This window comes from Caulobacter sp. BE254, assembly GCF_031457295.1.
Lineage (GTDB): Bacteria > Pseudomonadota > Alphaproteobacteria > Caulobacterales > Caulobacteraceae > Caulobacter.
The window spans coordinates 21,007-33,482 of sequence record NZ_JAVDWJ010000016.1 but is presented as its reverse complement, the minus strand read 5'-3'; the positions used below and the strand labels follow the sequence as shown (position 1 = coordinate 33,482).

The following is a 12,476-nucleotide window of genomic DNA, read 5'->3' as shown; positions in this document are numbered from 1 at the left end:
CTTCGCATCGCTTTTGCGGAAAACCGGCATCCACTTTTCCGCGCGATGCTCTAGTTCGCTCCCTCCCGGCGCGCGCCCTCGCGTTCGGCCCGTTCCTTCAGCTCCTCGTCGAGGCTGGCGGTGTCCCACGAGCCGGCGGCGTCGCCGGGGCGCAGGCGCGCCAGGTCGGCGTTGAGCAGCTTGTCCATGGTCCGGGCAGCGTCGCGCGAGGCCAGGATATAGGCCTCTTCCTGGCCCCAGACGGGACGCAGGTCCTCGAACGACTTGCGGTCGTGGCGGCGGAAGATGCCGGCGGCGCGGTGGGCCCGGTGGGCGCGGTAGCCCAGCTTCTGCAGGGCGGTGGTCCCCAGGGCCAGGGCGGCCTCGAAGGTCTCGCGCTCGACCGCGTCGGCGCCGTTGGCCAGCAGGTCGTAGGCGTGGCGGCGGTCCCAGGCCCGGGCCAGGATCACCAGGTCGGGGAAGGCCTTGCGGGCGGTCTCGACCAGTTCGACGGTCTTTTCGCGGTCGTCCAGGGCGACGATCAGCATCCGGGCCCGCTCGATGCCGGCGGCCCGCAGCAGGTCCATGCGCGTGGCGTCGCCATAGTGCACCCGGCGGCCGAAGCGGCGCAGCAGGTCGATCTGCTCGATGTCGCTGTCCAGCACGGTCGAGCGGAAGCCGTTGGCGGTCAGCAGGCGGCCGGTGATCTGTCCGAAGCGGCCGAAGCCGGCGATGATGATGTCCGGCTCGCCGTCCTCGAAGTCGCCGGTGTCGGGGACCTGCTTGGGGATGGCGGCGTCCATCATCGCGGCGATCCGCTCGTAGAGGATCATCGCCACCGGGGTCAGGGCCATCGAGACGGCGACGGCGGCGGTCAGCAGGGCCGCCAGGGTCGCGCCGATCACGCCGGCCCCGACCGTGAAGCTCAGCAGCACGAAGGCGAATTCCCCGCCCTGGGCCAGGGCGGCGGCCACGGCGGCCGCGCCCCGGGCCGGCGCCCCGAACAGCCGCGCCAGGCCGAACAGCACCAGGAACTTCAGCCCCATCAGCCCCAGGACCAGGCCGACCAGCACCAGGGGCTGGCTGGCCACCAGCTTCAGGTCGATGCCGGCCCCGACGGTGATGAAGAACAGGCCCAGCAGCAGGCCGCGGAACGGCTCGATGTCGGTCTCCAGCTCGCGGCGGAACTCGCTTTCGGCCAGCACCACCCCGGCCAGGAAGGCGCCAAGGGCGGGCGACAGGCCGACCATCTGCATGATGCTGGCCACGCCCACCACGATCAGCAGGGCCGCGGCGGTGAAGATCTCGCGCAGGCGGGCCTCGGCGATGAAGCGGAAGATCGGCCGCACCAGGTAGCGGCCGCCACCGACCACGGCGCCCACGGCCACCAGCACCGACAGGCCCTGGGCCCAGGGCGGCAGGTGGGCGACCAGGCTGGCGCCGCCGCCATGGCCCTCGGCCGCGGCCGCGTGGACCGGCGGGGCGATGGTCGCCAGGGTCGGCAACAGGGCGAACATCGGGATCACCGCCAGGTCCTGCAGCAGCAGGATCCCGAAGGCGGCGCGTCCGACCGGCCCCTGCCTCAGGCCCTTCTCGTCCAGGGTCTGCAGCACGATGGCGGTGGACGACATGGCCAGCACCATCCCCACGGCCAGGGCCGTCTGCCAGGGCAGGCCCAGCAGCATCGACACGCCGGCGATGGCCAGAGAGGTGCCGACCACCTGGGCGCCGCCGAAACCGAAGATCGCCTTGCGCATGTCCCACAGGGTCGAGGGCTGGACCTCCAGCCCGATCAGGAACAGCAGGATGACCACGCCGAACTCAGCGAACTTCATCACGTCCGTCTGCTCGCCGACCAGCGACAGGGCGAACGGCCCGATCACCACCCCGGCGATCAGGTAGCCAAGCACCGAGCCCAGGCCCAGGCGCTTGGCGATCGGCACGGAGATGACGGCGGCGCCGAGATAGACCAGGGCTTGCAGGAGGAAGGGCATCAGTCGGTCTCTATTCTACGGTCGTCACGCCCCGCCCGAAGCGGCGGACGGCGGTGGTTAGGGTCACCGGCGGTCGTCATCTACGCCCCCAGCTCTGCGTCGGCCGGCGCGGCCAGCAGCGAGGCGATGCGCGCCCGGTAGCGCTGGGCTTCGGCCTTCAGCTCCTCGTCGTCCTTGGTCGCCGCGCCGTGCACCACGAAAGGCGTCTCCCAGACCATGCCGCACAGATAGGCGGTCTGCTCCAGCGGCCGCAGGAATTCGTCCATCGAGAAGCGGTTGTAGCCGTGGGCGTGATAGGCCTTGGCCGCCCCGCCGGTGGTGCAGGCGGCGAACAGGCGCTTGCCGGCCAGGGCGTTGCCCTCGATCCCGTAGGCGAAGCCGTGCAGCCAGACCAGGTCGAACCACTCCTTCAGCAGGGCCGGGGTCGAGTACCAGTAGAGCGGGAACTGCACGGCGATCACGTCGTGGGCCAGCAGCTTTTCCTGCTCGGCCTCGATGTCGATCGCGAAGTCCGGATAGGTCTCGTAGAGATCGTGGAAGGTGACGCCCTCCAGCCCCTTGGCCGCCTTGGCCAGGGCGCGGTTGGCGCGAGAGCGTTCAAGCGCCGGATGGGCCAGGGCCAGCAGCACGCCCGAGGTGGCGGGCGTCACGAGGCCGGTGCTAGCTTCCGTGGGGTTAGCCTGATCCGTCACGCCGCTACTCCACGCATCGAAATTTTATTCATCAAGGGTTGAATTTCTCCGGCCGGCGGCTCAGAGCAGTCGGCGAACGTCGCTCCGGGAGGAACCATGGTCGACAAGGTCAAGTCCACAGCCGCCGAAGCGCTGGCGGGTCTTTTATTCGATGGCATGACCATCATGGCCGGGGGCTTTGGCCTGTGCGGCATTCCCGAGAACCTGATCGCGGCGATTCGCGAGGCGGGGACGAAGGACCTCACGGTCATCTCCAACAATTGCGGCGTCGACGGCTTCGGCCTGGGGATCCTGCTGGAGAACCGCCAGATCAAGAAGATGGTCTCGTCCTATGTGGGCGAGAACAAGCTGTTCGAACAGCTCTACCTCAGCGGCGAACTGGAGCTGGAGTTCAATCCGCAGGGCACCCTGGCCGAACGCATCCGGGCCGGCGGGGCGGGCATCCCCGCCTTCTTCACGCGCACCGGCTACGGCACCCTGGTGGCCGAGGGCAAGGAAGTCCGCGAGTTCGACGGCGAGATGTACGTGATGGAGCGCGGCCTGACCGCCGACCTGGCCATCGTCAAGGCCTGGAAGGCCGACGCTGAGGGCAATCTCGTCTACCGCAAGACGGCGCGGAACTTCAATCCGATGATGGCCACGGCCGGCAAGGCCACGATCGTCGAGGTCGAGGAGATCGTGGCGATCGGCGCGCTCGACAAGGACGCCATCCATACGCCCGGCATCTATGTCGACCGGCTGATCAAGGGCGCGAAGTTCGAAAAACGGATCGAGCGCGTCACCACTCTTCCTCGTGAAGAAAAGACTGGGGAGACCGTGTAATGGCCTGGACACGTGACCAGATGGCCGAGCGCGCTGCCCAGGAGCTGCGCGACGGCTTCTATGTGAACCTCGGCATCGGCATCCCGACCCTGGTGGCCAACTACATCCCGCAAGGCATGTCCGTGACGCTGCAGAGCGAGAACGGCATGCTGGGCATGGGCCCCTTCCCCTACGAGGGCGAGGAGGACGCCGACCTGATCAACGCTGGCAAGCAGACGATCACCGAGCTGGAGTCGAGTTCGTACTTTTCGTCGGCCGACAGCTTCGCGATGATCCGCGGCGGCCACATCGCCCTCTCGATCCTGGGCGGCATGCAGGTGGCCCAAAACGGCGATTTGGCCAACTGGATGGTGCCCGGCAAGATGGTCAAGGGCATGGGCGGGGCCATGGACCTGGTGGCCGGCGTCAAGCGGGTGGTGGTGGTCATGGACCACTGCGAGAAGTCCGGCGCCCCCAAGCTGCTGCACCGCTGCAGCCTGCCCCTGACCGGGGCCGGGGTGGTCGACCTGCTGATCACCGAGCTCGGCGTGTTCGAGATCAACCGCGGCAAGACGCCGGTCCGGCTGATCGAACTGGCGCCGGAGGTGACGGTGGACGAGGTCAAGGCCAAGACCGAGGCGGCGTTCGAGGTGGGGGTTTAGGGTCCTCCCCCTGTGGGGGAGGTGTCGGCGTAGCCGACGGAGGGGGGAGTGGTCGGCCGACGACCATAACCCGGGTCGATGATCCGAAGACTCCCCCCACCGGCCTTCGGCCGCCTCCCCCACGGGGGGGAGGGTTTAGTTACGGCGTCGGCTCCGGATCCGGCGGCAGCCCCGTCTTCGGATCCCGCGGCACCGGCGCGAACTCCTCGGCGATGAACAGGTCGGTCCGCCGCGAGCGCTTCCTGTCCAGCCGCACACGGACGATCTGCAGGTCCGAGGTCTTGGCGAAGTCCTGCTTGATCTTGGCGCGGTAGGTGCCTTCCAGGCTGGCGATCAAGGCCCGGCGGCCCAGGGCGGCGTCCAGCGGGGACTCGGCCTCGGCCTGGTTGCGGGCGGCGATCTCGTGCACCCACATCCGCAGCGGCGGGGCGGCCGGCGTGCCGAAATAGCCGCGGCCGTAATAGGCGGCGACATTGTAGAGGAAGCGGTCGTCGACGGCGACGGCGGTCAGGCCGCCGTGCAGGGCCTGCTCCTCGCGCGAGCGCTCGATGATCGCCTGCACAGTCTGGTCCCAGCCGCGGGCCCGCTTGAAGGCGTTGGCCATGCCCATGGCCTCGGCCGTGCGCGGGTCGATCACCCAGGCCAGGAACACCGCCGCCAGCGCCGCCTGCAGGGCCAGGCCGCCGACCAGCCAGCGCCGGGCCTCCCAGCGCAGCAGCCAGGCGGCGACCAGCACCGAGCCGGCGACATAGGCCGCGCCGGCCCAGTTGGCGTTGGCCCGCGACACGAAGGCCTGGGCCGCCACCGTGACCAGGGGCGGCAGGGCGAAGCACAGCAGCATGACGTCGGCCGGCGCCAGCCGCCTGCGGACCGCCAGCAGCAGGGCCCCGCCGCCCAGCACGCCGAACGGCACCGGGCCGAACACCCCGAACTGCGAGCCGACGAACTGGACCAGCTCGCCGGGATTGAACAGCTTGCCGGCCTTCCAGTTGGCGTTGGCGGCCGTGTGCTCCAGGGTCGAGAAATGGTGCTGGTAGTTCCAGATCATGTTCGGGGCGAAGACCGCGAACAGAGTGACGAAGAAGGCGGCCGCCATGGCCGGCGTCCAGGCCCGCCGGGCCTCGCGCGACAGGAACAGGTGCGCGCCCAGACTGGCCAGGGCGTAGATCGCCGCGTACTTGGACAGGAACGCCAGGCCCAGGGCCGCGCCCATGCCGGCCGCCAGCCAGGTTCGCGCCCGGGGCGAGGCGTCGGGCAGGGCGACGCAGGCCCAGATCATCAAGGCCAGGAAGAACAGCAGCGGGGTGTCGGTGGTGATCAGCACCGACGACAGCTGGATGCCCGGCATCAGGATGAAGATCGCCGCGGCCGCCGCCCCGACCCAGCGTCCGCCCCGCTCGGCGCCGTAGAGCCGCGTGGCGATGCGCGCGATCACCAGGGCCGTGCCGGCGTTGATCAGCGGCGAGCCGATGCGCAGCCAGGCCTCGGCGTCGCCGCCGATCCGCGTGGTCGCCCAGATCAACCAGGCGATGACCGGCGGCTTGGAGAAATAGCCGAAATCCAGGTGGCGCGACCACAGCCAGTACTGGGCTTCGTCCGGGTACAGCTCCAGCGGGGTGACGAACAGGGCCACGACCCGCAGAACCGTCAGAACCCCGACCAAGATCAGCGTCAGCCGCCAGATTCGCGCCTGAGGCGGCCGCGCCGTTTCATCAAGGGCCACGCTGTTTTCTCCCGCATAAGTAAGAGGACGCTGACTAAATCTTCCGCAAGCGGGCCCCTGGAGCGGGTTTATCCGCGATCGTGGCCTTTCCGTCACCAAACCTTCTAAATAGGTCGCTAAAGAGCCTCTCAATGATATGGCTCGGCGGGATTCATGCACCCCGTCGCGGCTTGAACGAGGGGACTAGATCAAGATGATGACGAAAAAGCTCGCCTGTCTGGCGTCGACCGCTCTGGTCGGCTGCCTGCTCAGCGCCACCGCCGCCATGGCCCAGTCGTCGGGTACGACTGAAGTCGATCAGGTCGTCGTGACCGCGACCGGCGCGAAGTCGATCGCCGGCGCCGTGGTCGCCGAGACCGCGCCGAAGTCGCGTTCGACCATCGACCAGGAATTCATCAGCCACCAGGCGCCCGGCCAGACCATCCTGCAATCGCTGAACATGGTCCCGGGTCTGTCGTTCACCAACAACGACCCCTATGGCACCAGCGGCGGCAACATCCGTCTGCGCGGCTTCGACGGCGCCCGCATCTCGCTGACCTTCGACGGCATCCCGACCAACGACACCGGCAACTACGCGCTGTATTCGAACCAGCAGCTGGACCCGGAACTGATCGAGAAGGCCAGCGTCACCACCGGCCAGACCGACATCGACACCCCGACCATCTCGGCCACCGGCGGCGTCATCAACTACACCACCCTGAAGCCCACCGAGGACTTCGGCGGCTCGGTGGTCGCCTCGTACGGCAGCTTCAACTACGGCCGCATCTTCGGTTTGATCAACAGCGGCGCCTTCGGCCCCTGGGGCACCAAGGCCTGGGTCTCGGGCTCGTACCAGAAGTACGACAAGTTCAAGGGCGAGGGCGACCTCGAGAAGACCCAGCTGAACGCCCGCATCTGGCAGGACATCGGTTCGAAGGGCGACTATGTCAGCCTGTCGGCCAACTGGAACATCAACCGCAACTTCAACTACAACTACGCCCAGCTCGGCACTTCGGATGGCTCGATCATCCCGGAAACCGCCCAGTACGGCTGGGAGTGGGACTACCGCAACAACACCACGGCCACGACCGGCATCTACGACTGGATCAAGCCGACCAAGGTCGCTGGCTCGCGTGACACCGACGCGAACGGTTCGAACTGGTGGGGCGGCCGCATCAACCCGTCGAACACGGGCAACCTGCGGATGAAGTCGCGCTTCAGCCTGACCGACAACCTGATCTTCACGTTCGACCCGTCGTTCCAGTACACGATGGCCAACGGCGGCACCCAGCAGGTGGCGATCAACGAATACGACGCCAAGCTGGTCGGCAAGGCCACCAGCTTCGCCAGCTGCAAGGTGGGCGCGATCTCGGCCACCAACCGCGGCGTCGACCTGAACGGCGACGGCGACTGCATGGACTCGGTCCGTTACATGTCGCCCTCGAACACCAACACCCGTCGTTACGGCGTCAACAGCTCGCTGATCTGGAAGCTGAACGACACCAACACTCTGCGTCTGGCCTACACCTTCGACCGCGGTCGTCACCGTCAGACCTCGGAAGCCGGCTATGTCAATCAAGACACCGGCTTCATGCAGAACTGGTTCGGCGGCAAGGAAACCTGGGGCGGCGACCGTATCGTTGGCGCCGACGGCGCCCTGCTGCGCTTCCGCGACCGCTTCTCGGTCGCCGAGCTGAACCAGGTCGCGCTCGAGTATCGCGGCAAGTTCCTGGACGACAAGCTGAACGTCACCATCGGCGTGCAGCACAAGGAGTTCACCCGCGAGCTGAACCAGCTCTGCTACACCTCGAACGGCACCAGCACCGTGCTCTGCACCACGCAGGCTCCCAACGCTACGCTGACCAACGGCAACGTGACCTTCGTCGGCCAAAACACCACCGTCGGCGGTGTTTCCACCCCCACCCAGTACATTCCGCCGTTCGCCTACAGCGCCAAGGTCAAGAAGACCCTGCCGAACGTCGGCGTGTCCTATGACGTGAACGAGCACAACGCGTTCTACGCCAGCTACTCGGAACAGATCTCGGCCCTGAAGACGGACAGCTACTACACCGTCAAGCGCCAGGCCAACGGCTCGATCGGCTCGCTGAGCGCCGCTCCCGAAGCCACCAAGACGGGCGAAGTGGGCTACCGCTTCAACATGCCGGGCTATTACGCCACGGTCAGCGCCTACAAGACCGAGTTCAAGAACCGCGTCGTCTCCACCTACGATCCGGACACCGACTCGTATCGCGAACGCAACGTCGGCGCCGTGGACATCAAGGGCCTGGAAGGGCAAGTCGGCGGTCGCCTGACCGACGAACTGTCGCTGGCCGCCTCGGCGACCTACACCGACGCCAAGTACCAGGACCCGCTGCAGGTCCAACCGGGCATCTTCGCCCCGATCAATGGCAAGCAGCTGGTTGAAACCCCGAAGGTGATGTTCGGCGGCCGGATCAACTACGAGGACGGTCCGTTCCAGATCGCCGTCCAAGGCAAGTACACCGGCAAGCGCTACGCCACCGACCTGAACGACCTGGCCGTCGACGGCTACACAGTGTTCGACCTGGACGCTCGCTACACCCTGGACTCGGTGCTCAAGGGCGCCTTCATCCAGGTGAACATCTGGAACATCTTCGACAAGGAGTACTACGGCAGCCTGGGCACCCAGGTGACCGCCAACCCCGTGTTGAAGGCCGCCAACCAGTACAACATCACCAACCAGCCCTATGGCTACATCGGCGCTCCGCGCACGGCCCAGGTCTCGTTGCGGATCAATTTCTAAGACAGACCAGGGCCCCGTCTCGACGGGATCCGAGAAGGGGCGGTCCGGAAACGGGCCGCCCTTTTTCTTTTGTCGCACCCGTTTGCTTTTGGCTTTGACGCATTTCCTTCACGCGAACCGGAATCCACTTCGCTTGAAAATGCTCTAGAAGGGCGGCTTGACCCCGGGGCCGTCCCGGCCCATTTGCGCCTCCCGTTTCGATCCAGGTTTCCGCCATGACCCCGACCGTCCCCGCCGAGTGGGCTCCGCACCGCGCCATGTGGGTGGGTTTCCCCAGCCACGCCGAGCTCTGGCAGGAAGATCTCGACCAGGCCCAGGACGAGGTGGCCGCCCTGGCCCGCGCCCTGGCCGGGCCCGGCGGCGAGCGCGTGCGGCTGATGGTGGTCGGCGACGAGGCCGAGGCCGCCGCCCGCGCCCGCCTGGGCGACACCGCGGTCGAGATCGTCCGCGGCCAGTTCGGCGACATCTGGCTGCGCGACACCGGGCCGATCTTCACCGAGACGGCTGGCGGCGCGGTGGCGGCCGGCTTCAAGTTCAACGGCTGGGGCGGCAAGTACCAGCTGGAGGGCGACGACATCGTCGCCGAACAGATCGCCGCCGCGTCCGGCGCGCCCCTCACCCGCAACGCCTTCATCCTGGAGGGCGGGGCGCTGGACCATGACGGCCAGGGCACGATCCTGACCACCCGCCAGTGCCTGCTGAACGCCAACCGCAACGGCGACTGGGACGAGGCCAAGGCCGCCGCCGCCCTGGCCGCGGCGCTGGGCGCCAGGAAGGTGCTGTGGCTGGGCGACGGCCTGCTGAACGACCATACCGACGGCCATGTCGACAACCTGGCCCGCTTCGTCGCGCCGGGCGTGGTGGCCTGTCCGATGGCCTTCGGGACCGACGACCCCAACGCCGAGGTCTATGCCGAAACCGCCCGCGCCCTGGCCGCGATGACCGACAGCCGCGGCTCGCCCCTGCAGGTGGTGCGCATCCCCTCGCCGGGCCGCATCCTGGACGAGGACGGCGAGATCATCCCGGCCTCGCACATGAACTTCCTGATCGCCAACGAGGCGGTGATCGTGCCGATCTACGCCGAGGAGTCGGGCGCCTTCGCCGTCGAGGTGATCAGCGGCCTGTTCCCCGAGCGCGAGGTGATCGGCCTGTCCTCCACCGCCATCCTGACCGGCGGCGGCTCATTCCACTGCATCAGCCAACAGGAGCCCGGCGAATGACCCGCACCCTCAGCGTCGCGGCCATCCAGACCTCGTACGGTATGGACCTGCAGGCCAACATCGAGAAGACCGAACATTTCATCCGCGAGGCCGCCGCCAACGGCGCCCAGGTGATCCTGCCGTCCGAGCTGTTCCAGGGGCCCTATTTCTGCGTGGCCCAGGAAGAGCGCTGGTTCGCCGAAGCCCATCCGTGGCGCGAGCACCCGGTAGTCAAGGCCATCGCCCCCCTGGCCGGCGAGCTGGGCGTGGTCATCCCGATCTCGATCTTCGAGAAGGAAGGCCCGCACTATTTCAACAGCCTGGTGATGGCCGACGCCGATGGGAGCCTGCTAGGCCTCTATCGCAAGAGCCACATCCCCGACGGCCCCGGCTACATGGAAAAGTACTACTTCCGGCCGGGCGACACGGGCTTCAAGGTCTGGGACACCCGGTTCGGTCGGCTGGGCGTCGGCATCTGCTGGGACCAGTGGTACCCCGAGGCGGCCCGCGCCATGGCGCTGATGGGGGCCGAATGCCTGTTCTACCCCACCGCGATCGGCAGCGAGCCGCATGACCCCAGCCTCGACACCGCCCTGCCGTGGCGGCGGGCCATGCAGGGCCACGCGGTCAGCAACGTGATCCCGGTGGTCGGCGCCAACCGCATCGGCTTCGAGCCCTGGGACGGCTATCCGAACGGCGGCCAGACCTTCTACGGCTCGTCCTTCGTCGCCGACCATCGCGGCGACCTGGTCAGCGAACTGGGCCGGGCCGACGAGGGCCTCGTCGCGGCGACCTTCGACCTGGACTTCCTGCAGACCCACCGCGCGGCCTGGGGCTTCTTCCGCGACCGGCGGCCGGATCTCTATACCGCCCTGGCCAGCGGCCGGCCGGCGTGATCCACACCGACCGGCTGGTCCTGCGCGCGCCGGTCGATGCCGACCGCGCCGCGATCGCCGCCCTCAACGCCGATCCCAGGGTCGGCGCCTGGCTGGGCGGGACGCGCGGCCGGGCCGAGAGCGACGCCTTCGTCGACCGCGTCCTGGCCCATATCGCCGATCACGGCTTCGGCTTCTGGGCGGTGGAGCGCAAGGCCGACAAGCAGGTGATCGGCCTGACCGGCATCTGGCACGTACCCGAACCCAATCCGCTGGCCGGCCAGGTCGAGATCGGCTGGCGGTTCGTTCCCGAGGCCTGGGGCCAGGGCTACGCCACCGAGGCGGCCCGCGCGGCCCTGGACTACGGCTTTGACCTGAGCATCGACGAGATCGTCGCCTTCACCGCCCGCACCAACCTGGCCTCGCAGGCGGTGATGCGGCGTCTGGGCATGACGCCCGACCCGGCGCGGGACTTCGACCATCCCGGCGTGGCGGAGGGGGATCCGCTGCGGCCGCACGTGGTGTTCGTGGGGCGGCCGAGAGCTCACCCACTTGCCCCCACCTGACCGCTTCGCGGTCTGTCCGCCCCCAAAGGGGGGCGGAGCCTTTGCGGCGAGGCTCTTCCCCCTGTGGGGGAAGACGACCGCGAAGCGGTCCGTAGGGAGCAAGCGTCAGCCGGCAGGGCAATGACAACGGGTTGGTGGAAGGGTCGCCAACGGCGCCCTCTCGCGCCGGTTCTCCCGCCACGGGCGAAACCGAAGCGTCACTGAACCGCACGGCGGAGGGGTCGATTGCGAGGCCCCTCGGGATCGGCTAGAAGCGCCAGACCTTTAAAGGCCGCCTGAGCGCAATAGGCGTCCGTTCATTAGCCTTTTGTCGAGCTGTTCATGGAAACGACCCAACCCGCCGGCGGCATCTCCGGCAACGTCCTCTTCTACTCCTCGCCGGAGCCGCTGAACCGCGAGCAGCACGCCAAGCTCGCCCTGGTCCACAAGGACAAGCCGTACAGCTTCGCCCTGAGCGGCACCGCCGTGCCGCTGGCCGTGACCGAATTCGCCCCGGCCGCCCTCAGCTATCCGGTGATCTTCGCCGGCGAGGACCGCGTGCCGCTGGCCGTCATGGGCCTCAACACCGGCGAGAACCTGTTCATCCAGGCCGACGGCGCCTTCGAGGCGGGCGCCTACATCCCCGCCTATATCCGCCGCTATCCGTTCGTCCTGGCCAATGACGACAGCCAGGACCGGCTGATCGTCTGCATCGACCGCGGCTCGGACCTGCTGGCCGAGGGCGGCCAGACCCCGCTGTTCGACGACAAGGGCGAGCCGACCGAATACACCCAAAACTGCATCAAGTTCTGCGACGACTTCGAAGTCGAGCGCCGCCGCACCGACTCGTTCGTGCAGCTGCTGAAGGACAACGACCTGTTCGAACTGAAGAAGGCGATCTTCACCCCGATGGACCAGAACGGCCAGCCGGGCGAGCCGCAGACGGTGGCCGAATATTTCGGCGTCTCGGAAGAGAAGCTGAACGCCCTGCCGGCCGAGAAGATCAAGGAGCTGCAGACCAGCGGCGCCCTGGCCCAGATCTATGCGCACCTGGTGTCGCTGATCGGCTGGGACCGCCTGATCGCCCTGGCCACCCTGCGCCAGCAGCAACAGGTCGCCAACGGCGCGCTGAACTAGGCTTTACGCTTCACGGCGTCGAAGAGGCGGCGGGTTCGAAAGAGCCCGCCGCCTCTTCTATTTGAACCCTCTCCCAGAGGGAGAGGGAGGGGCCCGACCGCGCAGCGG

At 67.9% G+C, this 12,476-nt stretch carries 10 protein-coding genes; 7 read left to right on the top strand and 3 right to left on the bottom strand.

Annotated features, from left to right (window positions below):
• Positions 1–50: 50 nt before the first annotated feature.
• Together J2X41_RS21795 and J2X41_RS21790 are read right to left on the bottom strand one after the other, a co-directional pair.
• Entirely contained in the window at positions 51–1,973 is a 1,923-nt protein-coding gene (locus J2X41_RS21795) for a monovalent cation:proton antiporter-2 (CPA2) family protein (RefSeq protein WP_310085831.1), read from the bottom strand.
• A gap of 80 nt (positions 1,974–2,053) precedes the next feature.
• Positions 2,054–2,665, bottom strand: a complete 612-nt coding sequence (locus J2X41_RS21790) for an NAD(P)H-dependent oxidoreductase (protein WP_310085828.1) — start codon at positions 2,663–2,665, stop codon at positions 2,054–2,056.
• A 96-nt stretch (positions 2,666–2,761) separates the two neighbouring features.
• Here J2X41_RS21790 and J2X41_RS21785 point away from each other — a divergent pair, with 96 nt between their 5' ends.
• Positions 2,762–3,487: a CoA transferase subunit A gene (locus J2X41_RS21785; protein ID WP_310085826.1), complete on the top strand. Its 726-nt coding sequence runs from the start codon at positions 2,762–2,764 to the stop codon at positions 3,485–3,487.
• A complete protein-coding gene (locus J2X41_RS21780) occupies positions 3,487–4,128 on the top strand; it encodes a 3-oxoacid CoA-transferase subunit B (RefSeq protein ID WP_310085823.1) in 642 nt (213 codons plus the stop codon). The genes J2X41_RS21785 and J2X41_RS21780 overlap by 1 nt, the downstream gene beginning before the upstream one ends.
• 139 nt (positions 4,129–4,267) lie before the next feature.
• Here the strand turns inward: J2X41_RS21780 and J2X41_RS21775 are convergent, their stop codons facing one another.
• Entirely contained in the window at positions 4,268–5,851 is a 1,584-nt protein-coding gene (locus J2X41_RS21775) for a glycosyltransferase family 39 protein (RefSeq protein ID WP_310085821.1), read from the bottom strand.
• Positions 5,852–6,047: 196 nt separating this feature from the next.
• On the opposite strand from J2X41_RS21775, the gene J2X41_RS21770 reads away from it, so the two are divergent.
• The 5 genes from J2X41_RS21770 (at position 6,048) to J2X41_RS21750 (ending at position 12,368) form a co-directional block, all read left to right on the top strand.
• Positions 6,048–8,612: a TonB-dependent receptor domain-containing protein gene (locus J2X41_RS21770; RefSeq protein ID WP_310085818.1), complete on the top strand. Its 2,565-nt coding sequence runs from the start codon at positions 6,048–6,050 to the stop codon at positions 8,610–8,612.
• Between the two features lie 215 nt (positions 8,613–8,827).
• Complete coding sequence (locus J2X41_RS21765; RefSeq protein WP_310085815.1) at positions 8,828–9,832, top strand: agmatine deiminase family protein; 1,005 nt, start codon at positions 8,828–8,830, stop codon at positions 9,830–9,832.
• Positions 9,829–10,707 carry an N-carbamoylputrescine amidase gene (gene aguB, locus J2X41_RS21760; RefSeq protein ID WP_310085812.1) on the top strand — a complete coding sequence of 293 codons (879 nt, stop codon included), beginning with the start codon at positions 9,829–9,831 and terminating at the stop codon, positions 10,705–10,707. Before J2X41_RS21765 ends, aguB begins: the two co-directional genes overlap by 4 nt.
• Positions 10,704–11,252, top strand: a complete 549-nt coding sequence (locus tag J2X41_RS21755; protein WP_310085810.1) for a GNAT family N-acetyltransferase — start codon at positions 10,704–10,706, stop codon at positions 11,250–11,252. Before aguB ends, J2X41_RS21755 begins: the two co-directional genes overlap by 4 nt.
• 321 nt (positions 11,253–11,573) lie before the next feature.
• Complete coding sequence (locus J2X41_RS21750) at positions 11,574–12,368, top strand: SapC family protein (RefSeq protein WP_310085808.1); 795 nt, start codon at positions 11,574–11,576, stop codon at positions 12,366–12,368.
• The last annotated feature ends 108 nt before the right edge of the window (positions 12,369–12,476 follow it).

What these genes read in the sequence shown, in the direction of transcription:
- J2X41_RS21795 (WP_310085831.1), bottom strand. Translation starts at nt 1,973, where the DNA reads ATGCCCTTCCTCCTGCAAGCCCTGGTCTATCTCGGCGCCGCCGTCATC.
- J2X41_RS21785 (WP_310085826.1), top strand. Translation starts at nt 2,762, where the DNA reads ATGGTCGACAAGGTCAAGTCCACAGCCGCCGAAGCGCTGGCGGGTCTT.
- J2X41_RS21780 (WP_310085823.1), top strand. Translation starts at nt 3,487, where the DNA reads ATGGCCTGGACACGTGACCAGATGGCCGAGCGCGCTGCCCAGGAGCTG.
- J2X41_RS21770 (WP_310085818.1), top strand. Translation starts at nt 6,048, where the DNA reads ATGACGAAAAAGCTCGCCTGTCTGGCGTCGACCGCTCTGGTCGGCTGC.
- J2X41_RS21765 (WP_310085815.1), top strand. Translation starts at nt 8,828, where the DNA reads ATGACCCCGACCGTCCCCGCCGAGTGGGCTCCGCACCGCGCCATGTGG.
- aguB (WP_310085812.1), top strand. Translation starts at nt 9,829, where the DNA reads ATGACCCGCACCCTCAGCGTCGCGGCCATCCAGACCTCGTACGGTATG.
- J2X41_RS21750 (WP_310085808.1), top strand. Translation starts at nt 11,574, where the DNA reads ATGGAAACGACCCAACCCGCCGGCGGCATCTCCGGCAACGTCCTCTTC.